A 24,892-nucleotide genomic window follows, 5' to 3' on the forward strand; every position below is an offset into this window, starting at 1 on the left:
TCTCTTTGATCCCCCTCTTACATAACTAGGGATTCTGATAAGATGTCTGCAGTTAACCCAAAAATTTGAATTACCATGAATAAAAATAAGTTTGTGAAATCTATTCTCGTTTCTTCGGTTGCCCTTTCTGCAACTTTCGCTCAATCTGCTCTTGCATCACCTATCGTTGTTCCAGATGCCCCTCAAATCGCGGCGAAGGGCTACGTGCTGATGGATTACCATTCAGGTAAAGTACTGGCAGAGAAAGAGATGAACACAAAATTGTCTCCAGCTAGTCTGACTAAGATGATGACCAGCTATGTAATCGGCCAAGAGCTAGCGCGTGGTAATATCTCAGAAGATGATGATGTCACCATCAGTAAAAATGCGTGGGCGAAAAACTTCCCTGATTCATCAAAGATGTTCATTGAAGTAGGCACAACAGTTAAAGTACGTGACCTGAACCGAGGTATCATCGTCCAGTCAGGTAACGATGCCTGTGTTGCGATGGCAGAACATATTGCAGGTTCAGAAGATGCATTTGTTGACCTAATGAACGCTTGGGCCAACACATTGGGTATGACTAACTCGCACTTTGCCAACGTTCATGGCTTAGATAACGCAGAATTGTACTCAACACCATACGACATGGCACTGCTAGGTAAAGCACTTATCCGTGACGTACCAAATGAGTACCGAGTGTATTCAGAGAAGAAATTTACTTACAACGGCATCACCCAATACAACCGTAACGGTCTACTTTGGGATAAGAGCATGAACGTTGACGGCATCAAAACGGGTCACACAAGTAATGCGGGTTACAGCCTAGTAAGTTCAGCAACTGAAGGTCAAATGCGCTTGGTTGCGGTCGTTATGGGTACTAAAGATGCCAATGCTCGTAAGTCAGAAAGCAAAAAGCTGCTAAGCTACGGCTTCCGTTTCTTCGAAACAGTGGCACCGCACAAAGCAGGTGAAACGTTCGTAGAAGAAAAAGTGTGGATGGGTAACAAAGACACCGTAGCACTGGGTCTTGACCAAGATACTTACGTAACACTACCGCGTGGTGAAGCGAAAAACTTAAAAGCAAGCTTCGTCCTTGAAAAAGAGCTAGAAGCCCCAATTAATAAAGGTGATGTAGTTGGTAAGCTATACTATCAGATCGATGGTGAAGATATTGCCGAGTACCCACTAATGGCACTAGAAACCGTAGAGCAAGGTAGTCTATTTAGCCGCATGTGGGATTACATCGTATTGTTATTCAAGAGCTTCTTCTAAAAAGAACGTTAGAGTAGCAAACTTATTCGCAAAGCCGCCTGAATGGGCGGCTTTTTAAGTTTGAGCTCCTCGTCTTGAGTTCCCCCTAATTTGACTGTACTATTTCGCACCGCAACGAATATCTACTGGAGTTATCGATATGCTAACCATCAACTCTGATGCAAAATTAAAAGACCTGCTTGAGTTCCCTTGTTCATTTACTTACAAGGTAATGGGTCATGCAAAGCCTGAACTTCCAGAGCTTGTTCTTGAAGTTATTCAGCGCCATGCTCCAGGTGACTACAGCCCGACCGTTAAACCAAGTGCTAAGGGCAACTACCACTCTGTGTCAATCAACATTACTGCAACCTCTATCGAGCAGGTTGAGACACTGTACAAAGAGTTAGGTGAAATTGACATCGTACGCATGGTTCTATAATTTTTTGATAGATTAAATTTTTTTTGAAAGCAGCTTTGGCTGCTTTCTTTTTATTTATCAAAGAGATAACGAGGCTTTACATCGCTTTCAGTTAAAAATCTGTTACGCAGCGGTAGAGCATCAGGGTTATCCGGTTTATAATCCAAAAACTTTATATATTAGCAACAGGAATTCCCATGCAACACCAACTTGTTGTAAAACGACTTGGCCGCCAAGACTATGAGCCTGTATGGAAGGCGATGCATGAGTTCACCGACCAACGCACAGAAGAAACCCGTGATGAAGTCTGGTTGGTAGAACATAACCCAGTATTTACGCAAGGACAGGCAGGTAAAGCTGAGCACTTGATTAACACTGGCGATATTCCTGTTGTACAAAGTGATCGCGGAGGCCAGGTTACGTATCATGGCCCTGGTCAGTTGGTCGCCTACTTCTTGATCAACCTACGCCGTAAAAAATTAGGTGTACGAGATCTCGTTACCACAATCGAGAACCTCGTGATCAACACGCTAAAAGCATACAATATTGACTCAGCCGCACGACCTGACGCACCAGGTGTCTACGTTGCCGGTAAGAAAATATGCTCTCTCGGTTTACGCATTCGTAAAGGATGCTCGTTTCATGGTTTAGCCTTGAACGTAAATATGGATTTAACACCGTTTCTGCGTATTAACCCTTGTGGTTATGAAGGTATGGAAATGGTTCAGGTCAGCCAATTTGGCGGCCCAGACAATGTAGAAGCCGTAGAAAAACAATTAATAGAAGAACTCGTTACTTTGCTCGATTATGAGCAAGTAGAATTCAGCACAGAAGCACCTTCTCAAGGTAATAAAGCATGAGCAAACCAATCCAGATGGAAAAAGGCGTTAAATATCGTGACGCCGATAAAATGGCATTGATTCCCGTAAAGAACATGCCTACAGAGCAGAAAGAAGTGCTACGTAAGCCTGATTGGATGAAGATCAAGCTACCAGCCGACAGCCAACGAATTCAAGACATCAAAGCGGCGATGCGTAAGAATAAACTTCACTCCGTATGTGAAGAAGCATCTTGCCCGAACCTAGCGGAATGTTTTAACCACGGTACAGCAACCTTCATGATCTTAGGTGCTATTTGTACTCGTCGTTGTCCTTTCTGTGACGTTGCTCATGGCCGCCCATTACCACCGGAAGCAGAAGAGCCTCAAAAACTGGCGAAAACCATTGCCGATATGAAGCTGAAATACGTAGTAATCACTTCTGTTGACCGTGACGATCTGCGTGACGGCGGTGCACAACACTTTGCCGATTGTAACCGCGAGATCCGTGCGTTAAACCCGCATATTAAGATTGAAACACTGGTTCCTGACTTCCGTGGTCGCATGGATGTAGCGCTTGATCTAATGAAAGACAATCCGCCAGATGTCTTCAACCACAACTTAGAAACCGCGCCACGTCTTTACCGTAAAGCTCGCCCAGGTGCGAACTACAAATGGTCACTTGAGCTCCTTAAGAAGTTCAAAGAGCAGCATCCAGATGTACCGACCAAGTCTGGTTTGATGATGGGCCTTGGTGAAACCAAAGAAGAAATCATCGAAGTACTGAAAGATCTACGCGCACACGGCGTAACGATGCTGACTCTAGGCCAGTATTTAGCGCCAAGCCGTCACCACTTGCCAGTAGAACGTTACGTTCCACCATCAGAGTTTGACGAGCTAAAAGAAGTTGCACTAGAACTTGGCTTCACGCATGCAGCGTGTGGTCCATTTGTGCGCTCTTCTTACCATGCCGATATGCAAGCTCAAGGTATCGAGATTAAATAAGCTCTCGCTTGTTTTGAAAAGCTTGTTTTGAAGAGAAAAGGTTGGCTCAGTGCCAACCTTTTTTGTATCTGGCAAATGATGATAAAAAGCCACTCTACCACCGTCATTCTGAACAGCGAGGTACGAACGTGATTCAGAATCTGTTTTCAGAATACTGAGGATTTTTAGGGAAACTCTGAGTAAAAGAGTGTGCCTCAACAAGATTCCTGATCTCGCCTCGGCTCGTCGGAATGACGTGGTTTGGGTATATTGAAAAGGGACAGTGTTGGTAGCCATCCCCTTATCACACACTCTCGCTATATCTCATTCCAAACGCCAGACAAACAAAAAGGCCCTCAAATGAGGACCTTTCATCAATCAAATAATCAAACCGAATCGCAGAAATAGAACGAGTTCGCCTGAGTTATTTTCAAAAAATGTTAGGCGTAAACTGGTAGACGCTTACAAATTTCTAGCACTTTCTGTTTTGTCGCTTCGATAACTTCTTCGTTGCCGATGTTATCTAGAACGTCACACATCCAGTTTGCTAGCTCTTTTGCATCTTCTTCAGTGAAGCCACGGCGAGTGATCGCTGGCGTACCTACACGAATACCAGACGTTACGAATGGGCTGCGTGGGTCATTTGGTACTGAGTTCTTGTTTACAGTGATGTTTGCTGCACCTAGTGCCGCGTCTGCGTCTTTACCAGTGATATCTTTGTCGATTAGGTCAACAAGGAACAAGTGGTTTTCTGTACCGTTAGATACGATTTTGTAGCCACGCTCTTGGAACTGACCAACCATTGCTTTTGCGTTTTTCACTACGCGAGCTTGATAAGCTTTGAACTCTGGCTCCATCGCTTCTTTGAACGCTACTGCTTTACCAGCGATAACGTGCATTAGAGGGCCACCTTGACCACCAGGGAACACTGCTGAGTTCAATTTCTTGTACATATCTTCGCCAGCATTTGACAAGATAAGACCACCGCGAGGACCTGCTAGTGTTTTGTGCGTCGTTGTTGTTACCACGTGAGCATGCGGTACTGGTGTTGGGTATTCACCGGCGGCGATAAGACCAGCTACGTGCGCCATATCAACAAATAAGTAAGCACCTGCTTTGTCAGCGATTTCACGCATGCGTTTCCAATCAACGATTTGCGAGTAAGCAGAGAAACCACCGATGATCATCTTAGGTTTGTGTTCAAGTGCTAGCTGTTCCATCTCGTCGTAGTTGATTTGACCAGCTTCATCGATACCGTAAGGGATAACGTTGTAGTGCTTACCCGAGAAGTTTACTGGTGAACCGTGAGTTAGGTGACCACCGTGCGCTAGGCTCATGCCTAAAACTGTATCGCCAGGGTTAAGAAGCGCCATGTAAACTGCGCTGTTTGCTTGAGAACCTGAGTGAGGCTGTACGTTAGCGTACTCACAACCAAATAGTTGGCATGCACGCTCAATTGCTAGTGCTTCAGCTTTATCTACGTACTCACAACCGCCGTAGTAACGCTTACCTGGGTAGCCTTCAGCGTATTTGTTCGTTAGCTGAGAACCTTGCGCTTCCATTACACGTGGGCTTGTGTAGTTTTCAGAAGCGATAAGTTCAATGTGTTCTTCCTGGCGAAGAGTTTCTTCCTGGATAGCTGCGAACAGTTCCGCATCGTAATCTGCGATGTTCATATCACGCTTAAGCATCTGTATCTCCTGACTCAGATTAGTACTGAAAGTTGCAAAAAAACTGTTGAATGACCCGACGCAAACGTTTTCGTCACCCTAATGGCGCGCATTCTACATAATTTGATTTAGGTCATAAAGAGAAATTTACAATTTTTCTCATGCAGTTTTTTCATGATGACAAGCAATGTTTATCATGCCAGCATTGCAATCGCATAACGACAATCTATTGCCTGTCAAATTTGTGCTTTACACCCTGTAAAACAGCAATTACATAGGTTTACCGTAAATTTTACCCTCTAGCTACCGAAAAGATCATCTTTTTACTACTATGCACGCCTTATTTATCACTAATGACTGCAACATTGATGGAAAAACACTCATTAAAAGAAGACTGGATAGCGATTCTCACGGGTACCTTTTTAGTAGCTCAAGGCGTTTTCTTTCTCCAATCCGCGAACCTTCTAACGGGAGGCACGACTGGATTGGCTCTGCTTATTAGCCAATTTACACCTTTTACCTTTGGTGTGCTGTACTTTTTAGCAAACAGTCCTTTTTACTTACTAGCATGGAAACGCTTCGGCCGTCATTTCGCCATTAATAGTGCCATTTCTGGCGCGTTGGTTTCTATCTTTGCAGATCATCTTTATTTGCTAATCTCGCTCGAATCGGTAAATGAAGTTTATTGCGCCGTCGCAGGCGGACTTTTAATGGGGCTCGGTATGCTGATCCTATTCCGACATCGCTCCAGCTTGGGTGGCTTTAACGTGCTGTGTTTGTTTATCCAAGACAAATTTGGCATTTCAGTTGGCAAAAGCCAAATGGCAATCGATGCATGTATCCTGTTTGCTTCATTCTTCTTTGTCACACCAGAAGTGATTGGCCTTTCAATTTTGGGGGCGTTTGCACTCAATCTCGTGTTAGCGATGAACCACAAACCGCACCGCTATTCCGTGACCTACGGTTCATAAATTTTTGATAATGATTGAAGCGCGATTTATAAGATTTCGCGCTCCAATCGCTATATAATACTTCGCGATTTCCAAATAGATCGGTACGGTATGCGCGACTTTCTGCAACAAGCTAAACAGACTCACAGTTGTATTGCGATTGGAGAGCTGATCTATAACCCGAAGACACAGACCCTTCATCAAGATGTTATCGCGATTGATCTTGAACCTCGCACCATTGAATTATTAGAACTGCTGTTAACAAGCGTTGGCCACCCACTCTCTGCTGACACCATTATTGAAACCATTTGGCAGAGCAAGTTCATCTCTAAGAATGTGCTCACGAACCGCATTAGCACCTTACGTGCCCTGCTACAGCAGTACTTACCCGAATACGATGCCGCTAAGCTTTTAGTCACTTACCCCCGCAAAGGCTACTTTCTTAACCCTGCCAATATTCGTTTGGTGCCACCAGCGAAAAGCCATCGACGCGTTATCCCAACTCAGGTTGCGAGGAATAAGAACTTCAAGCTGATTTTTGCTTATAGCTTGTGTGCCATACTTGCAGTTTGTAGCGTGACGCTCGCAAGCTTGTTATGGCAACGCCAAGAAATCTCAACACAACAAACACGTCATCAACTACTGATTCCCAAAGTCGAGCTACTACTCAACCGTGTCGATTCAATCGGCTCTCAGGCGCGAAAATACCGCATACTGGTCAAAGCCATCTTGCTGCAACAACAGGTCGAATATCCATACACCGACATCGCCAACCAAGATGCTCCCAGTTACTTTCTTGATCCTATCGGTCATACGCCATATTTCCCTGGCGCACGAAACATGCAGACCAGCGACTACGAGCTCAATATCGAGTTAAAAGACGGCGCAGAGCAAGGCATCTTGAAAGCGCAGATGAACCTTATTTATCCTGCGACGGGCAAGCTGGCGTTTCGCAATGAGTACACACTGCGTTTATCTGACCTACAATCGGATATTTTCCAAATGCACTCGGATGTCGCGCAATACTTCAATCTGCCTGCACCTTCGGCAAGTACGTGGCAGCTTTCGGATCTTCACAAAAAAATGTTATTCGAGAATGCCTTTTCTAGCCAACCTCTCCGACAATCTGATGAGTTTGCGGCTATAACAACGGCAAGACATCTCGCCTTATACGAGCACGAACATCAAAAGCTGGAAGCGTATTTAACTCAAGTACAATCGTCGTTTGATGTTTTGCCAGATGAGCTGAGCCTCTGGTTAGGTCTATTGCATTTCAAATTAGGTAACTTAGACAGGGCAAAAGCCCTGTTAACGACACCAGATGGCGACTCACGTATCCAAAACGCACTGATTTATACCTTTGTGTCTCACATTGCTTACAAGCAGAACAAACTTGAACAGTTCCGTCTCAACTACATGGAATCACTGGTTGCGCTGCTGCGCGTTTTACCTTCCGAAACCTTGTTTGAGCGTCTTTCTCAATCTGAATCCAAAGAGACTTGCCTCCAACCGTGGAAAACGTTGCATGTTAGTGTGACCGATCAAGAAATCATAAGCCGATGGAAAGCGCTCATTAACGAGTATTGCACTAATGTGGCCAACGAAATAACCACCAATAAAACAAAGACCTAAATATAAAATTAAGCTTTCGTTAACCCCTGTTAGCTTTTGTTTTTTGCCCTTTTTCTCTCGCTGAACTTAGCATGCTCGCATTCAAGCAACGGCCCAACATGAAGCGGCCTTATCAATCAGGAATGTAAACCATGCTAAACAAAATGACGCTTATCGCAGCAGCAACTCTGGCTCTTTACGGCTGTGGCGGAGGTTCGTCTTCTGACAGTGCGAATCCAAACAAAGTGCCTCAAGAAAGTTTCGACGTCTCGATTCACAACTCAATCTTCGCTCCCACGCCAAGCACACAGCTAAACTACGCATTTAGCTTGGATGGCCAACCAGAAGGCGACATGAAACTGAGCTTCCAAGCGATGGATCGCGAGCAAATATTGGCAGCATTGGCACAAATCCCAAACAGCGAGGCAATGGTCCAGTTGGTTAATGACTTGGTGAACTACGGCGCCGAACAGTTCTACTATTCAGACGAGCAGTACAACGACGACGAAGAGAGCAATACGCTTTACTTTGTAGGATCAGATGGTGCACTCCATGAAATCACTGACGCTTATTTCATTGGTCATCAGTTTATTGCCATGCTTATGCACAGCAGTCCGATTTTCCGCCTAAACGGTGACGACGTAAAAGAGAAAAGCCCGAATATTGACATCGGTGAAGAAACTATGTCTCTGCAAACCACTCTTACAGGCTACGCAGTTCACAACCTTCTAGACCGTTTTGAAGATCATGAGTGGGTACAAAACCTTCCTATGACAGCATCTTGCCAAGTGGTTTGGCAACAGCAAATCCGAGAGACTGGTGTGCGTAAAGCGTTCTCGATCTCAGGCAAGAAAATTGAAGCGGCATACCTGATGGAAGAGAACATCTACAACCTAAACTGTGATGATATGGACTCAATGGAGTTCGCCACTTCGGCAGAACGTTGGTTTAATCCGAGCTTAGGTCTGATTGAACAAATTGAACTGCTGAAAGTACAACAAGTACAAATCAACGAAGAGAAAGTGCAGCTAACAGCGATTGAAACAAAATAAGCTCGCATTTTTTAGAGATATCTCAATAAAAGAAGGCTTTGGGGAGCACACCAAAGCCTTCATCTCGAACATCAATCTTAGGGGTGATGACACCCGAGTTTATTCTTCTATCAATAAAATACGAGTTTCGTAAGGTCGTAACACTTGATGGTTTGACGCGACTGCGCTCGCTGAGTTTTGATAGTTAGATAGCAAGTTTTTCGCTTTACTCATATCAAAACGTTCTGGCAGAACGCATTCCACCTCTTCAGCATAGTAGTTATTGATACACAGCAGCGTTTGCTTATCGTTCTGACGAGCGTAAGCGAAAATACGTTTGTGCTCTGGCAGCAGGTCCTCGTAACGACCATCGGTGATCACTGGAACCTGTTTACGCAGTTCAATCAGACGCTTGTAAAAGTAGAACACCGAGTTTAAATCGGCAACCGCAGCTTCAGCATTGATTTCAGTGTAATTCTTCGCCACTTCAAGCCAAGGCGTGCCCTCAGTAAAGCCCGCGTGTTTTGCACTGTTCCATTGCATTGGTGTACGTGAGTTATCACGCGACTTCTGTGCCAAGATCGCCATCATATCGTCATGAGATACACCATCACGGTTGACCATGATGTCGTACATGTTAGTACTTTCAACATCACGATATTGGCTGATTTCGGTATAACCCGGGTTGGTCATGCCGATCTCTTCCCCCTGGTAAACATAAGGTGTGCCTTGCATCATGTGCACTGATGCCGCAAGCATCTTGGCAGATTCAACACGGTATTGCTCTTCGTTACCTAATCGGCTGACAACGCGTGGCTGGTCGTGGTTACACCAGAACAACGCCCCCCACCCTTTGCCATTTAAGCCCGTTTGCCAATGATTGAAGATCTGTTTTAACTGAATGAAATCAAACGGCGCTTTGGTCCATTTTTCACCATTTGGATAATCGACTTTCAGATGATGGAAGTTGAACACCATGGATAGCTCTTTGCCGTCTAGCGAAGAATATTGCTGGCAGTGCTCTAGCGTAGTGGAAGACATTTCACCCACCGTCACGCTGCCGTATTTTTGAAACACAGATTCGCTAATCTCTTGAAGGTATTCGTGCACACGTGGACCATCCGTGTAGAAACGACGACCATCACCAATATCGTCACTTGGAAAATCTTGCTGCTTGGAAATCAGGTTGATAACGTCGAGACGGAAACCATCCACTCCTTTTTCTGCCCAGAAGCTGATGACTTCTTTCACTTCTTCACGCACTACTGGGTTTTCCCAGTTTAAGTCCGCTTGCTCTTTAGCAAAAAGGTGCAAATAGTACTGGCCTGTTTTTTCATCCAGCGCCCAAGCGTTGCCACCAAACTTTGATTGCCAGTTGTTTGGTTCAACACCATCTACCGGATCTTTCCAAATGTAGTAATCACGGTATGGGCTGTTTGTATCACCCAGTGCGGATTGGAACCACTTGTGTTCTGTCGACGTGTGGTTCACTACAATGTCCATGATGATACGAATACCCAACTGATGCGCTTCTGCTAGCAAAGTATCAAAGTCTTGCATCGTGCCGAACTCAGGGTTGATCGAGTAGTAATCGGAGATGTCATAACCGTTGTCGATCATTGGCGATTGGTAAACCGGCGTCAGCCAAATCGCATCCACACCAAGATGCTTAAGATAATCCAGCTTAGAAATGATCCCTTTGATGTCGCCCGTGCCTTTACTGCCACTGTCACAAAAGCTTTTTGGGTAAATTTGATAGATGGTTGCGGTTTTCCACCAGCTCTCATCATGCTTGGTCATAGCCATTTCTAACACTCACTTACCAGTAATCGGAAACTTAAAATTTGAAAAGAAAAATAGGAGGAGGCAGCCAAGTCACTGCCTCAAATAGAATTACGCGTTTGCAGGCTCAAGCTCACCTTTGGCTTGTGCACGCTTATAAAGAATTAACGTTAATGCAGCAGGTACCAGCATTGCGACTAACATAGCCAAAGCAAAAATGCCCCAGAACTGCGGTTGGATAGACAAGATGCCCGGCAAACCGCCCACACCGATACCGTTCGCCATTACGCCCGCACTACCACAAATAGCAGCAGCACACGCACTACCGATCATCGCGCTCAGCATTGGGAACTTGTATTTCAAGTTGATGCCGTACATCGCCGGTTCAGTCACGCCAAGGTAAGCAGAGATAGCCGCAGGCACTGAGATATCACGCTCGCCGTGTTTTTTACTGATGATAATGATGCCGACGACCGCAGACGCTTGAGCAATGTTTGAAAGTGCAATCAGAGGCCAAATTGGCGTACCGCCTAGCTCTTGCATCAGTTGAAGGTCTACCGCGTTGGTAGTGTGGTGAATACCAGTAATGACCAATGGCGCGTATAGGAAGCCGAAGATGGTTGAGCCAATCATAGCGAAGTCACCCGTCATGGCTGCTTTTGCTGCGAAAGCAACGCCGTCACCCAACATACGACCGAATGGACCAATGATAGAGTGCGCAAGAATCACAGACACAATGATTGAGACAAACGGCACGACCACTAGGTAAAGGTAAGACGGAATGATGCGTTTTAAGTTGGTTTCAATAAACGCCAGTGCCATACCAGCAAGCATTGCTGGAATCACTTGCGCCTGATAGCCCACTTTCTCGATGGCGAATAAGCCAAAGTCCCACACTTCGGGTACTTGCTTACCAATCAGGTAGGCGTTCATCAACTGCGGAGAAACCAATGTCACACCAAGCGTGATACCCAGAATCGGAGTACCGCCGAGCTTTTTCACTGTCGACCAACACACGCCAACCGGTAGGAAGAAGAAGATCGCCTCACCAATCAGCCATAAGAAAGAGTGTACCGTTGCCCAAAACTGGCTGATTTCCGTTAGCGTTTGACCATCAAACATCTTGATGTCGCCAATCACGTTACGGAAACCAAGGATCAGACCACCGGTGATGATCGCTGGTAGCAGTGGTACAAAGATTTCTGCAAGGTGGGAAATACCACGCTCAACGATATTCATGTTTTGACGAGCAGCGTTCTTCGCTTCGTCTTTGCTGGCTTCACTTTTACCCGTCAGTCCGATCAGTACCTTGTAAACTTCATCCACTTCAGTACCGATAACCACTTGGAACTGGCCTGCGTTGGTAAAACAGCCCTTCACCATCGGTAATGCTTCTAACTGTTTCGTATCTGCTTTGTCCGTATCATTTAGAACAAAACGCAAGCGAGTTAAACAGTGACTTACACTGGCAATATTGTCCGGCCCCCCGACCAGCTCAATAAGACGCTCCACGTCTTTACGCGCAATCTTACTCATAACTTTGTCCACCCTGTATTGGATACATTCGATTCATCATTTTGTTTTTATAAATGGGAACATTCCCATTTCTTGATTTTAATATTGCCATCCGAAGGCAAAAAACAAAATGGGAACAGTCCCATTAATTGAGAGTGATCACAGTATAATTTTAGAGCAGATCGTTTTAGTGTGGGTCAATAAACGATAGGCTGTTGAGTAAAGTGAACCACTTCCTCATCGCCATTTAATTGATTGATCAGCATGTTAGCGGACTTCTCACCTGCAAGGGTATAACCTGGGTCGACACTAAATACTTTAGGGAAAAGGAAAGAGAGCAATTCATTACCTCCAACACCTGTCACAACCACGTCTTCACGTCCTAACTCTTGAAGACGCTTAATCACGCCCAACGCGATGGTGTCACTGGCGCACACGATGGCCTGAGTGTCAGATTGAAGGACTTTGTCTACCAACTGATAAGCACTTTCATGGCTCAACTTACCCGTCTGGAAACAAGGTGTAATTTGTTTGCGTTGACACCAAGCTTTATAAGCATTTAGACGAGCTAAGCCAGTGGTTTTGTCTTCAGGGTCAACACCAATATAAGCAATGCGAGATAAAGATTGCTGCTCAAGATGAGACAAAGCCATGTCTATCACACCTTGGTTGTCGTAGTTGATCGAAGAAACCATTTGCGTGTCCATCGCGATCACGACGATACGATTACCCCACTCCGCCAATGCTCGCTCATCACATCCAGTAAAACCAAACACGATCACCCCATCGACGTTGCGACGTTTAAGCACATCCAAATGCTCATTGGTTTTATCGCGATCGAATTGGCTTTCCATGATCACCGCATCATAACCAGCGGAATACAAAGCATTGAGCATGGTACCAACGGCGCGATTTTCTGATGGTGAATCTAAACGGGAGATGATAACCCCAATAACTTTTTGGCTGCCGCCACGCATTGATTGCGCAGATTTGGACGGCACATAACCAGATTCACGAATAATTTGCTCAACCTTCTCTCGCGTTTGGGGTTTCACTTTTGGATCGTTAGTAAGCACACGGCTTACTGTCGATTTGCCCACGCCTGCCAATTTTGCGATATCAAGAATGGTGAGTTTTTTGCTCATAAGTGTTCAGACTAAAAGAAGGAATCAAACAAAAGGGAAGCAGTGGCTTCCCTTATCTCAGTCAGTAATGAAGATTACTTGTTTAAGTACGCAGGCACATCTGCAATGCTATCTAATACTACCGTTGCAATGGCTTCGCCCTGTTCCGTTACTGGCTTACCAGTGCGAACCAAAATCTTAGTGCCAACGCCTGCCGCTTCTGCTGCCATCATGTCTTCAGCTTTATCGCCGATCATCACAGATTTCTCCATGTCGATCTTCAAGAAGTCACGCGCAGAAATGAACATGCCTGGTTTTGGCTTACGGCACGCACAATCTTGCTTGTACTCGCCAATGCCATGTTCTGGATGATGTGGACAGTAATAGATACCATCGAACTCAACACCATTATCAGCAAAGTTCCAATCCATCCATTGAGTCAGAGACAAGAAACGGTCTTCACTGAATTTACCGCGTGCGATGCCCGATTGATTCGTCACTAACACTAGAAGGTAGCCTTTATCTTTTAGCGCTTTCGTCGCTTCAAATACACCATCAATGTACTCAAAATCATGTTCGTCATGAACGTAGCCGTGGTCAACGTTTATCACGCCATCACGATCGATAAAAACAGCAGGTTTTGCCAAAACGTATTTCTCTATTAACTCGGTTTAATCAGATTATTACATACCTTATAAACTTCAACACTATCTAATTCATTCTAGGCCTCGACAAAACGGTTGATTTGTTGGGCAAGAATCGGTAAATCTGAGGGTGCCCCGCCGTCTACCTCCTGCTTGTTATCTATACATCTTCGTTTCAAAACAGAACATCCATACATTTAGACGTCTAGACGTAAAAATATCTATTGACTTCATTCTGCTTAACCCATAGCATCAACTGAAAATTGAGATAAAGCTCAACATTAAGTTCTGTCAAAGGTCGTTTTTGACAGCGAAGTTCCCCGTATCTTTGGGCAGGTTGAAACATGATAGAAATAAAAAACGTCAATAAAGTGTTCTACCAAGGCAGTAAGGAAATCCTTGCCCTGAAAGACATTAACTTACACATCGACAAAGGCACCATCTTTGGTGTTATCGGTTCATCAGGTGCTGGTAAAAGTACGCTGATCCGCTGTGTCAACATGTTAGAAGCGCCGACCTCTGGTTCCATCATCGTTGATGGTGTGGATCTAACCAAACTCAGCAAAAAACAACTAGTCGAAACACGCCGTAACATTGGCATGATCTTCCAGCACTTTAACCTGCTTTCGTCTCGTACTGTGTTTGATAATGTAGCACTGCCACTAGAACTGGCAGGTAAAGACAAATCGCAAATCACAACAAAAGTAACTGAGTTGCTAAAGCTTGTGGGCTTAGCCGACAAACACGAGAGCTACCCATCTAACTTAAGTGGCGGACAAAAACAGCGTGTGGCAATTGCTCGTGCATTGGCATCCGATCCTAGCGTGCTGCTTTGTGATGAGGCCACTAGTGCGCTCGACCCGGCAACAACTCAATCTATCCTTGAGTTATTGAAAGAGATCAACCGCAAACTCAACATCACGATTTTACTTATCACTCACGAAATGGAAGTCGTAAAAAGTATCTGTCACGAAGTAGCAATCATCGGTGGTGGTGAGCTGGTGGAAAAAGGCACCGTTGGCGATATTTTTGCGCACCCTAAGACAGAGCTAGCGCACCAATTCATTCGCTCAACGCTGGATCTTTCCATTCCTGAAGATTACCAAGCTCGTCTGCAAGCAGAGCGTGTTGATGGCAGCTACCCGTTGGTTCGCTTAGAGTTTACTGGCGCAACCGTCGATGCACCGTTAATGTCGCAAATTTCTCGTAAATACAATATTGATGTGAGTATTTTGAGTTCCGACCTTGATTACGCTGGTGGCGTGAAATTCGGCATGATGGTCGCAGAGCTATTTGGTAACGAAGAAGATGACAACGCAGCTCTTGAATACCTGCGTAAGCACAACGTAAAAGTAGAGGTACTTGGTTATGTCCTTTAATACGATTTCTGAATGGCTGAGTTTAAACAGCAAACTACTTTTAGGTGCAACGTGGGAAACGCTTTACATGGTTGCGGTTGCCGGATTAGTCGGCTTTGCTGTGGGTATTCCATTAGGCGTAATCCTCCATATTACTAAGAAAGGCGGCCTACTTGAAAACACCAAACTAAATAGCGGCTTAGGCGCTATCGTTAACATTGGTCGCTCAGTGCCATTCCTCGTACTGATGGTTGCGATTATTCCAGTGACAAAAATGCTAGTTGGAACCTTTATCGGCACAACCGCAGCAATCGTCCCACTGACTATTGGCGCCATTCCTTTTGTCGCTCGTCTTATTGAAGGTGCTTTATTAGAAGTACCGACAGGCTTGGTGGAAGCAGCGCAGTCAATGGGGGCGACACCAACACAGATCATCACAAAAGTTCTACTACCTGAAGCAATGCCGACTATTGTTAACTCAGTAACGATTACCTTGGTCACTCTCGTTAGCTACTCAGCTATGGCGGGTACGGTAGGCGGCGGCGGCCTAGGCGACGTAGCCATTCGTTACGGTTTCCACCGCTACGATGTAACTATCATGGCCGTGACTGTCGTGATGTTGATTGTTCTAGTACAGATTATTCAGTCTATCGGCGACGCAGTGGTGCGCCGTGTAGACCACAGATAAGCATCAAAAATACAAATTATAAGGAGATAAAGATGAAATTTAGCCTTAAAGGTCTTTTGACTGTAGCAACGGCCGCCTCTGCTCTTGCTCTAGCGGGTTGCGGCGACAAAGAAGTAGACGTAAACAAAGTAAAAGTTGGCGTTATTGCTGGTGCTGAAGCACAAGTAGCCGAAGTTGCCGCTAAAGTAGCAAAAGAGAAATACAACCTAGACGTTGAGCTAGTAACATTTACCGATTACGTAACACCAAACGCCGCTCTGGATGATGGTTCAGTAGACGCGAATGCGTTCCAGCACAAACCATACCTAGACCAACAAGTGAAAGACCGCGGCTACAAACTGGCTATCGCGGGTAACTCATTCGTTTACCCTATTGCTGGTTACTCAAAGCAAGTAAAATCAATTGATGAAATTCAAGATGGCGCACGCATCGCAGTACCAAACGACCCAACTAACCTAGGTCGCTCACTACTGCTTCTTGAGCAGCAAGGTTTAATTACGCTACGTGATGGCGTTGGTCTACTCGCTACAGTACGTGACATCGTAGGCAACCCTAAAAATATCGAAATCATTGAACTAGAAGCCCCACAGCTTCCACGTTCATTGGATGACGTAACGCTATCAATCATCAACACCACTTACGCAAGCTCTATCGACCTATCGCCAGAGCGTGACGGCGTGTTCGTTGAAGATAAAGACTCACCATACGTAAACCTAATTGTCGCTCGCGAAGAAAATGTTAATGCGCAAAACGTACAAAACTTCGTAAAAGCTTACCAGACGGAAGAAGTTTACGAAGCGGCAAAAGAGCTGTTCAAAGGCGGTGTTGTGAAAGGTTGGTAATCCCACTTTTCAAAACATGACTGAAAACAACGTTCTAAACATAAACGTTCTAAACACAAAAGGGCTGATGTGAAAACATCAGCCCTTTCTATTTGTCTATCTACCCATTTAAGTAGCTTCAATTCGCTACTTAAGATGGTCCCAAGAGATATTCGACACGATTCGGCAGTCATCACACTTAAAATGAAATATGTCATGTAGTGGCTCATCGAGTAGCCACTCGCCATCGCATTTTGGACACTTGCGCGCTTTCTCGCTCTCCAGCGACTGACCACCGACACGATACTGGTAATAGTACGTAGGGATCTTCGTGATGTATTCGATACGGCCACGTAAGTCCCAACCTCGGCGAAACAGCACACTATCCACATCGCAAATTTCGTGCAGCGCCGCATGTTCCGCTCGGCAGCCCCCTGCCATTTGGATTTCATCACACGCTTGCCACTCAGTCTGCCACTTAATGACGGCTTTATGGTCTCCATTAAGTGTTGGCTCATTACGATACAAAGGAATTGGCAACAGGGTTTCACCACTTCGCAAAGGCGAACACGTATGAACATAAGTCGTGTACAACACTTGCCAGCTAGGTGTCTCTTCTTCGGCTGCTTGTTCTGAATTCAAATCACGCCCCAGCATACGCATTTTCGGTGCAAGCAAAGACGCATCCGACAAACGGTTCATGCACACTTTGACGAAATCTGAGTGATAACGTGGATGCAAGCTGTCTTGTTCTGGGCAAACAACACGAACGAAAAATTCACCTTCTCCCATCACTATCGGAAATTCACGACCTAATACTTGGCCGTTGTAACGCAGAGCATCCATCAAGCCATTAATGGCTTTGTCTACCGCGCTGACGGTGGTGTTATCAAAACACTCAAACTGCAACTCAACAACATACATACTTAGACGGCAGCCTCTAACTTATTCAAGAACTCAACCAATGAATCTGCCAATACATCACGTTTAGAGGTGCCCAAACGCTCTAGAATCACATTGCCAGTGAGGTTACAAATAGAAATCACATCCATTTCCTCATCTGTCGCTGCGATAAATACTGTTGGTTTAAGTTTCAAGCGGCGCTGCGTCACCAAATGACCAAGAATATTTTCTTGTAGACGCACGAAATCGTCATCGCTCCAGACTTGCAGCAGCGTCAACGAATTACCTTGCCAAGTTGCCTCCATATCGGCGCAGTATTGAGAACCATAAAAGGCTTTAACATCATCTTGCAGTGACAACTCAATCGCATTTTCCACATTGGTGAAATCGGCCATTTCATCACGTGCGACCGCTTTCCAAAGCACCTTTCCATCACGCTTCTCTTCGACACAAGGAGAAACAAGCTCTGCAAGCTCTTCACTGCTTGGCAACTCATTGTGCTTAGCTTGCCAAGCTTGTTGGTAGCGCAGGCTGAACTCTTGTAGCGCCTGAGTAACGTTTTGGGTCATGAAGGTCTCCTCATTCCTTATTTATCAGATAGCCGTACTTGCCGGATGGCAATTGACCAGCGGATTCAGTAAAATTCTCGCCATTCTAATCGAAAACGACCACAAAGTATGAGCAAATATTCTGACGCTAAAGAGCTTGCTGGCCTAACACTAGGTAAAACGACCGAGTATGCGAACCAGTATGACCCAAGCTTGCTGCAACCAGTCCCTCGCAGCCTGAACCGAGATGACCTTCAGTTAGGCGATACTCTGCCTTTCATGGGGCACGACATTTGGACGCTGTATGAACTGTCTTGGTTAAATAGTAAAGGTTTACCACAAGTGGCCGTTGGCGAAGTATACATTCCAGCCACCAGCGCAAACTTGATTGAATCGAAGTCTTTCAAACTGTACTTAAACAGCTACAACCAAACCCGCTTTGCAAGCTGGGAAGAAGTGACTGAGCGTTTAACACAAGACCTGTCTGAATGCGCAGGTGAAAAGGTGCTGGTTGAGGTGAATCCAGTGACCCACTATACCAATCAACCTATCGTGACAATGGACGGTGAATGTGTAGATGACCAAGACATTGACATCACCAGTTACGATTTTGATGCCGATTTGCTTGAAGGTGCGGCAGGTAAAATACAAGTTGAAGAGGTGCTACATAGCCACCTATTGAAATCAAACTGTTTGATCACTAACCAACCCGACTGGGGCAGTGTAGAAATTCGCTACCAAGGCGCAAAAATAGATCGTGAGAAGCTGTTACGTTACTTAGTGTCTTTCCGCGAGCACAATGAGTTCCACGAACAGTGTGTAGAGCGTATTTTTACGGATCTAATGAAATACTGCCAACCAAGCAAACTGACCGTATTTGCCCGCTATACGCGCCGTGGAGGCTTGGATATCAACCCTTACCGCTCAACGGAACAAGATAAGCCAGCTCACAATCACCGTATGGCTCGTCAGTAAGCGCATAGGCAACAGAAATAAGTTCGGCAATCTAAAGGGTTGCCGGACGTTTTTATTGTCCAAGCATGTTACTATATCAAATGGCTTCAACCCGCATTTAAACGGCTAATTGAGGCTTTTCGCCGTTATCGCCATATCTAAAAACAGTTCGAGGGAACGAAAGGATGTTTTGGGACAGTTCGCGTCTATTCAAGTTGATTGGCTTTCTTTGCTTGCTGTTTGTACAGCCACTTCATGCAACCATTTTATCGTCCGCGTTACTCAACGAAGCACAACAATTGGCGGAAATAGAGCCATCACAAGCAAAACAAGCGGCAACCAACTATTTGTCACAGCGTGAGCTAACAGAACGCAAAGAAAGTGACAGCCCTTCAGCCATGTCTCGCGACGAAACAGATCGTAGCGTTCGCACACCAAGCAGCACCATCGAAGCGCACAAGATTATCGCTCAGGCAGATTACGCCATGGGTAATGTTCGTTCGGCTATCGAGCACCTAAATAAAGCGGAACGCTTAGCGCAAGAATATCAATTGCCGTACATGGACTTAGATCTCCAGCTGATGCGCAACCAAATGATTTGGATGTACGACGAAAACTACTCAAAAGCGGAAGACACGCTTAACCAAATTGAACAACAGCTCGATGAAGCCGATGCCGTATTACAACGCACCGACAGCGTTCGCTACCGACTAGTGATGCAAAGAGCACTCCTCGCTTCACATAGTGGCGATATCATTAAAGCGGAAAACTTTTACTCTGAAGCAAAGACCATGCTTGACGATAGCCGCTCTGAGTTAGCCTTGATCGACTACTACACTGCCGTCGGCGAGTTTTACCTCAATAGCAAGAAGTACAATTTGGCTTTGTCAGAACTGCTATACGGTTATTGGCAATCTATTGAAAGTAACAGTGGTGCAAGATTAGCAAAAGTGAATCGCCTTTTGGCTAGGCTCTTCCAGGAGCGACGAGTGTACGACAAAGCGATCGAATACTTATCTCAAGCCGCAGATTTTTATGACTCTTACCCTAGCTCTCCGATCCTAGCGGACGTCCTAGAGCAAATGGGCGACATCTACTTTTATCAGGGTAAGTTTAACCTTGCATTAGTGCATTACTTCAACGTGCTTGACCATGAAAGTACCAGTAAGAACATCAATAGAATCATTAAAATTCGCTTAAGCTTGGCGGCTACCTACCTACAACTCTATAACTACGCGCTAGCAGAGCAGTACTTAGACCGCTCTAAAGAGCTTTTAGAATACACCAATATTCCTAAGCTTGAAGCAAAGGCTGCCCTGCTTCAGTCAGGTCTGGCTTATCATCAAAATGACAGTAAAGACGTCATTACTAATGCAAAGCTGGCGTTAGCGCTTGCTGAAAAGTCACCTGAAAATAACAACTTCATTAAACAGCAGTCATACCGTTTACTTGGGTTGGGTTACGAGCAGGCAGGCGAATACAAACTTTCTCTGCAAGCTTATAAAAAATACACCAACCTCGTTCGTCTAGAACAAAAGCAGCTTAACCAAATCAGTGAAGATGCGTTCCGTCAGCAAAAAGAATTTGCCGAACAAACCATCCATTACATCGGTCAATCAGAACGCTTAGAGCAAGTGGAAAGAGAGCATCGTAAATTCCAGAAAATCTCATTTGCATTGTTTATTACTGTATTGGTCATGTTTTTGTTCATTATGCGACGCGGTGTCATTATGCAGCGCCAAGCAAGTGAAATCGAAAAACTGCGTAACGACCTCTTCACCCACTCTCGCTCTCGTTTACGTAACTTGCGTATGCTGAACGTTAAGCTGTCTCGCTCATTGAAAAAGTCGAGCGAAACTTTCGAGCAATGGCAAATGGGTGAATTGATCCATGAACCACTTAATGATCGCCTACGCTTTGTTATGATCGATTTGCCATTCTTGCGAAGCATGTACGTCCATAACGGCTATAAGGCAGGTCTAGAACTAGAACGTGCATTTGGCGACTTCCTTGCGGAAAAAATAGAAAAACCGTCGCGTCTTTACCATTTCTCAGATGCCAACTTACTCTACATTGAACCGAACGCTGACCGTGATGCTTCTGCCGAAGTCATGTTCGAAAAATTCCAGACTTGGGTGGATGAGTTCGCTCAGCAGCACAACGTCAATCGTATTATTCGTATGGGCATCAGCGATTATCCGTTCTTACCCCGAGCCTACACTGCAATTAACGATGAGGAATTACTCGATCTGTTGTTGCTTGCGACTCACATCGCACGAGAAGTCAGCTTGAAGGATAAGCAAAGCCACTGGGTGTTCTTAAAAGCCATCGATAATGCGCCTGCTGCTAGCTTTGCAACAGGTAACATAAGAACTGCCTGTCAACATGCCATTAGCCAAGGCCTGATCAAGATCCATTCGTCCTACAAGAATGAGGACGACATCAAGAAAATATTAAAAAATGGATAATTAAACGCCTGTTGAACGTAATAACTAATGACGCTATAAAGTTTTTTGTTATTATCAGATAATTGTCAGTAGTACATGGACTTAACCGTAGTCACTTCATGGGAATCTTGGAATCCGATATTCAGTCGCAGCTGCATCAGCTGAGTTGTCAACTTGACCAACTCAGACTGACTCATCGTGATACTTCACTCAAATTCAAACGTGAACAACAAGTTCTTAAACGCGTTGTGGCATCATTGTCTTCAGCTTGCCAGGGTTCGAACACTCAGGTATCCAACTACCTATTTGAAATCCAACAAGAGCTGCAACATCAAAAAGATATCAGCACTCTTATCCCGCGTTTAGCGGTATTAGAGAGGATGCTCAAACAGCAGTCGAAGACGATGGATAAACAGAACGGTTACCTTGACGAACAAATCAAGCACAGTGGTGAAACACTGCAACGTGTCACGGGCTTACCCGCGCAGTTAAAACGTGAACTACGGAACCTGATGAGTTTCTCTGAAGTTCACGCCAGCAATAAAGCTGATCAAGCCACTAAGCTACTGAGTATTTACGAACGCGCTCTGAAAATCATTACGTCTAATTCACGTCTACATCTTAGTGAATTTGAAAACAATCCTGACAGATCTCAACTTGAATGCTTGGCCAGCGACCTTCAACATACTATTACAGAGCTGGATTTCGAGGGAGAATCAGGCGATAGATTGCTGGATATTCGCGCTAAGTTGCTCCTTGGCGTGAGTGCCGAGTCTCTCATTGAGCTTACGCTCTCAACGCTGAAATTGGTTGTCGAAGCAACAAAGTTCGAGCGCGAGGCGTCTAGCCAATTCCTTGATCAGCTGAACACTTCTCTCGCAAGTAACCTAAAAACCGTTCATCAGAACGTCGACCAGCATCATACCAACTTTGAACACCGCCAAGAGCTCAACACAGAAATGAACAGCTTGGTTGAATTAAGCCAAAAGTCACTTAATCAAGCTCAAGATATCGCGGTTGTGAAAAAAGAAATCACGCCTCTTCTCGAAAAAATGGCGTCGCTGACAGAGCGACTGAAAATGACGGAAGAGCGAGAGCAAGCGCTGCAAGAGCGGTTAAGTTACAGTAAGAACCAACTCGAAGCGGTATTTGAAACTACGCAAGATTATCGTCGACGCTTAGATGACCAAGCTCAGCGTATGTTGCTCGACCCGCTGACTAAAGTTTATAACCGCACTGCATTTAACGATCGACTAGAGCTAGAGTATCGCCGTTGGATTCGCTCTCAGCAAAACCTTCGTGTTGTGCTGTTTGATGTAGACAATTTCAAAGCGGTGAATGATAGCTATGGTTATACGGCTGGCGATAAAGCGCTGAAGATCATCGCTCGTACTATTAACAAGCGCGTATCAGAAACGGAAACAGTGGCTCGCTTTGGTGGCGAGGAGTTCATTCTACTCGTCCCGGAACAATCTGAAGAATACACACTGGATCTTATTAAGCATATCCAGCGTGATATTAGCCAATTACCCTTTAAGTTCCGTGAGCAAAATATCATGATTACCTTAGCTGCTGTATCGACGTCTTTCAAAGAGTCCGATACGCCAGAGTATGTGCTCGATCGTCTTGGCAAGATGCTTGCGGACGCTAAAAAACGTGGAACAAACCAGCTTAACTGGAGCTAAGATTCGTACAAAAAGCGAGCAAAAAAACCAAATTTAGTGCAATCTTCGCTTTATAACCACCCATTTTCAACGAGTTATCACATTTCTTCCCTTTTAGTCTGCTAAGCTGTAAAAACCCAAGTCACTTCAAGATGATGTATTTATAAAAGGCAAATGTATCATCTTGAGGTTGCTTGGGAGTTGATAACCATAAAACCAAATCGGCCAACTACCTTTCATCAAACCATACGTATAACACCAAAAAGGTAAGTTGGTACTTTCCCTCAAATTAATGCAACACAAGGAGGCGTTATGATTACCCATATAAGCCCCGCTGGTAGCATGGACTTGCTATCTCAACTAGAAGTAGAGCGCTTAAAGAACACAGCCTCGAGTGAACTTTATCAGCTGTACCGTAATTGCACATTAGCGGTGTTGAACTCCGGTAGCCATACCGATAACTCGAAAGAACTGCTCGATAAATACCAATCGTTTGATGTCAACGTCGTGCGTCGTGAGCGTGGTATTAAGCTTGAGCTGACTAATCCGCCAGAGCACGCTTTTGTTGACGGCGAAATAATTAAAGGTATCCAAGAGCATCTGTTCTCCGTATTGCGTGATATCGTTTACGTAAACATGCATTTGGCAGACGCCCAGCGGCTCAACCTTACTAACCCAATTCACATTACGAACCTCGTGTTCGGCATTCTTCGTAATGCCAGAGCATTAACTCCAGGTATCGCACCTAATCTTGTCGTATGTTGGGGTGGTCACTCTATCAATGGAGTGGAGTATCAGTACACACGTGAAGTGGGTAACGAACTGGGCCTGCGTGAACTTAACATCTGCACAGGTTGCGGCCCTGGTGCAATGGAAGGGCCGATGAAAGGTGCAGCAATTGGGCACGCAAAGCAACGTTATACTCAGCAACGTTATCTTGGTTTAACCGAACCCTCGATTATTGCTGCCGAGCCACCAAACCCAATAGTAAATGAACTGGTCATCATGCCCGACATCGAAAAGCGCTTGGAAGCTTTCGTCCGTATGGCTCATGGTATCGTTATTTTCCCAGGAGGCCCGGGCACAGCGGAAGAGCTACTGTACATTCTTGGCATCATGATGCACCCGGATAACGCCGATCAACCAATGCCTATCGTATTAACAGGACCAAAAGAGAGTGAAGAGTACTTCCGCTCTATTGATGAGTTCATTCGCGACACACTTGGTGAGGAAGGGCAAAAGCACTACGAGATCATCATTGACGACCCGGCAGAAGTCGCTCGTATTATGAAACGCTCCATGGACTCGGTACGCCTTCACCGAAAAGAGAAAGGCGATGCGTACAGCTTTAACTGGTCATTGAAAATTGAGCCAAACTTCCAACTGCCATTCGAGCCTACTCATGAGTCGATGGAACAATTGGATTTAAGCCTAGATCAAGAACCGCAAGTTTTAGCGGCCAACTTGCGTCAAGCCTTCTCTGGCATAGTGGCAGGTAACGTAAAGGCTGAAGGCATTCGAGAAATAGAACGTAGAGGGCCTTTCACCATTCATGGCGACGCAGTCCTCATGAAAAAACTCGATAAGTTGCTAAAAGACTTTGTCGAACAGCACCGAATGAAATTACCTGGCGGTTCAGACTACGAACCGTGTTATCGAATCGCTCACCCGGAAATTGGTGGTCGATAGTCAGGCTAGCATTCGTTACACTAGGGGCATTACGCCCCTTT

21 protein-coding genes are annotated in these 24,892 nt (G+C 45.2%); 14 read left to right on the forward strand and 7 right to left on the reverse strand.

Annotated elements, in window-relative coordinates:
- Positions 1 to 75: 75 nt before the first annotated feature.
- The 4 genes from R7M92_RS13415 to lipA all read left to right on the forward strand — a co-directional run bounded on the left by R7M92_RS13415 (position 76) and on the right by lipA (position 3,473).
- Positions 76 to 1,254: a serine hydrolase gene (locus R7M92_RS13415; protein ID WP_005384132.1), complete on the forward strand. Its 1,179-nt coding sequence runs from the start codon at positions 76 to 78 to the stop codon at positions 1,252 to 1,254.
- 139 nt (positions 1,255 to 1,393) lie between these two features.
- Complete coding sequence (gene ybeD / locus R7M92_RS13420; RefSeq protein ID WP_005384135.1) at positions 1,394 to 1,672, forward strand: DUF493 family protein YbeD; 279 nt, start codon at positions 1,394 to 1,396, stop codon at positions 1,670 to 1,672.
- A 176-nt stretch (positions 1,673 to 1,848) separates the two neighbouring features.
- Entirely contained in the window at positions 1,849 to 2,511 is a 663-nt protein-coding gene (lipB, locus tag R7M92_RS13425) for a lipoyl(octanoyl) transferase LipB (RefSeq protein WP_005384137.1), read from the forward strand.
- Positions 2,508 to 3,473 carry a lipoyl synthase gene (gene lipA, locus R7M92_RS13430; protein WP_005391329.1) on the forward strand — a complete coding sequence of 322 codons (966 nt, stop codon included), beginning with the start codon at positions 2,508 to 2,510 and terminating at the stop codon, positions 3,471 to 3,473. The genes lipB and lipA overlap by 4 nt, the downstream gene beginning before the upstream one ends.
- A gap of 419 nt (positions 3,474 to 3,892) precedes the next feature.
- Here the strand turns inward: lipA and glyA are convergent, their stop codons facing one another.
- Complete coding sequence (gene glyA / locus R7M92_RS13435) at positions 3,893 to 5,143, reverse strand: serine hydroxymethyltransferase (RefSeq protein ID WP_005381985.1); 1,251 nt, start codon at positions 5,141 to 5,143, stop codon at positions 3,893 to 3,895.
- Between the two features lie 347 nt (positions 5,144 to 5,490).
- On the opposite strand from glyA, the gene R7M92_RS13440 reads away from it, so the two are divergent.
- The 3 genes from R7M92_RS13440 to R7M92_RS13450 all read left to right on the forward strand — a co-directional run bounded on the left by R7M92_RS13440 (position 5,491) and on the right by R7M92_RS13450 (position 8,735).
- Positions 5,491 to 6,093, forward strand: coding sequence for a YitT family protein (locus R7M92_RS13440; RefSeq protein WP_017635671.1), 603 nt, complete (start codon positions 5,491 to 5,493; stop codon positions 6,091 to 6,093).
- Between the two features lie 90 nt (positions 6,094 to 6,183).
- Entirely contained in the window at positions 6,184 to 7,704 is a 1,521-nt protein-coding gene (locus tag R7M92_RS13445) for a winged helix-turn-helix domain-containing protein (protein ID WP_017635672.1), read from the forward strand.
- A 131-nt stretch (positions 7,705 to 7,835) separates the two neighbouring features.
- On the forward strand, positions 7,836 to 8,735 hold the full coding sequence (locus R7M92_RS13450) for a hypothetical protein (RefSeq protein ID WP_318133624.1): 900 nt from the start codon (positions 7,836 to 7,838) through the stop codon (positions 8,733 to 8,735).
- A 99-nt stretch (positions 8,736 to 8,834) separates the two neighbouring features.
- On the opposite strand, the gene treC is transcribed toward R7M92_RS13450, so the two are convergent.
- From treC to gmhB, 4 genes are all read right to left on the reverse strand, one after another.
- Positions 8,835 to 10,520 carry an alpha,alpha-phosphotrehalase gene (gene treC / locus R7M92_RS13455; RefSeq protein ID WP_318133626.1) on the reverse strand — a complete coding sequence of 562 codons (1,686 nt, stop codon included), beginning with the start codon at positions 10,518 to 10,520 and terminating at the stop codon, positions 8,835 to 8,837.
- Positions 10,521 to 10,607: 87 nt separating this feature from the next.
- Positions 10,608 to 12,032, reverse strand: a complete 1,425-nt coding sequence (gene treB / locus R7M92_RS13460) for a PTS trehalose transporter subunit IIBC (protein ID WP_005381959.1) — start codon at positions 12,030 to 12,032, stop codon at positions 10,608 to 10,610.
- Positions 12,033 to 12,208: 176 nt separating this feature from the next.
- Entirely contained in the window at positions 12,209 to 13,156 is a 948-nt protein-coding gene (treR, locus tag R7M92_RS13465; RefSeq protein ID WP_033905853.1) for a trehalose operon repressor TreR, read from the reverse strand.
- A 74-nt stretch (positions 13,157 to 13,230) separates the two neighbouring features.
- Positions 13,231 to 13,782, reverse strand: coding sequence for a D-glycero-beta-D-manno-heptose 1,7-bisphosphate 7-phosphatase (gmhB, locus tag R7M92_RS13470; RefSeq protein ID WP_005383603.1), 552 nt, complete (start codon positions 13,780 to 13,782; stop codon positions 13,231 to 13,233).
- A 341-nt stretch (positions 13,783 to 14,123) separates the two neighbouring features.
- Between gmhB and metN the strand changes: the two genes are divergently transcribed.
- From metN to R7M92_RS13485, 3 genes are read left to right on the forward strand one after another with little or no spacing between them, the layout of a single operon-like run.
- Positions 14,124 to 15,158 carry a methionine ABC transporter ATP-binding protein MetN gene (metN, locus tag R7M92_RS13475; RefSeq protein ID WP_005381962.1) on the forward strand — a complete coding sequence of 345 codons (1,035 nt, stop codon included), beginning with the start codon at positions 14,124 to 14,126 and terminating at the stop codon, positions 15,156 to 15,158.
- Positions 15,148 to 15,825 (forward strand): methionine ABC transporter permease, encoded by a 678-nt coding sequence (locus R7M92_RS13480; protein ID WP_005383604.1) that lies wholly within the window; start codon positions 15,148 to 15,150, stop codon positions 15,823 to 15,825. Before metN ends, R7M92_RS13480 begins: the two co-directional genes overlap by 11 nt.
- Before the next feature lie 32 nt (positions 15,826 to 15,857).
- Complete coding sequence (locus R7M92_RS13485) at positions 15,858 to 16,667, forward strand: MetQ/NlpA family lipoprotein (protein ID WP_005381966.1); 810 nt, start codon at positions 15,858 to 15,860, stop codon at positions 16,665 to 16,667.
- A gap of 126 nt (positions 16,668 to 16,793) precedes the next feature.
- On the opposite strand, the gene R7M92_RS13490 is transcribed toward R7M92_RS13485, so the two are convergent.
- On the reverse strand, positions 16,794 to 17,570 hold the full coding sequence (locus R7M92_RS13490; protein ID WP_005383605.1) for a Zn-ribbon-containing protein: 777 nt from the start codon (positions 17,568 to 17,570) through the stop codon (positions 16,794 to 16,796).
- A 2-nt stretch (positions 17,571 to 17,572) separates the two neighbouring features.
- The gene (syd, locus tag R7M92_RS13495) at positions 17,573 to 18,118 is read right to left on the reverse strand and encodes a SecY-interacting protein (protein ID WP_005381970.1); all 546 of its coding nucleotides are present in this window, start codon (positions 18,116 to 18,118) and stop codon (positions 17,573 to 17,575) included.
- A 108-nt stretch (positions 18,119 to 18,226) separates the two neighbouring features.
- On the opposite strand from syd, the gene queF reads away from it, so the two are divergent.
- The 4 genes from queF (at position 18,227) to ppnN (ending at position 24,851) form a co-directional block, all read left to right on the forward strand.
- Positions 18,227 to 19,072 (forward strand): NADPH-dependent 7-cyano-7-deazaguanine reductase QueF, encoded by an 846-nt coding sequence (gene queF / locus R7M92_RS13500; RefSeq protein ID WP_053306524.1) that lies wholly within the window; start codon positions 18,227 to 18,229, stop codon positions 19,070 to 19,072.
- Between the two features lie 164 nt (positions 19,073 to 19,236).
- Positions 19,237 to 21,519, forward strand: coding sequence for a tetratricopeptide repeat protein (locus R7M92_RS13505; protein ID WP_318133628.1), 2,283 nt, complete (start codon positions 19,237 to 19,239; stop codon positions 21,517 to 21,519).
- 98 nt (positions 21,520 to 21,617) lie between these two features.
- On the forward strand, positions 21,618 to 23,183 hold the full coding sequence (locus R7M92_RS13510) for a sensor domain-containing diguanylate cyclase (RefSeq protein WP_171344828.1): 1,566 nt from the start codon (positions 21,618 to 21,620) through the stop codon (positions 23,181 to 23,183).
- 291 nt (positions 23,184 to 23,474) lie between these two features.
- Entirely contained in the window at positions 23,475 to 24,851 is a 1,377-nt protein-coding gene (gene ppnN, locus R7M92_RS13515; protein ID WP_005383611.1) for a nucleotide 5'-monophosphate nucleosidase PpnN, read from the forward strand.
- The last annotated feature ends 41 nt before the right edge of the window (positions 24,852 to 24,892 follow it).

The organism is Vibrio sp. Vb2880 (genome assembly GCF_033337975.1).
Classification (GTDB): Bacteria; Pseudomonadota; Gammaproteobacteria; order Enterobacterales; family Vibrionaceae; genus Vibrio; species Vibrio alginolyticus.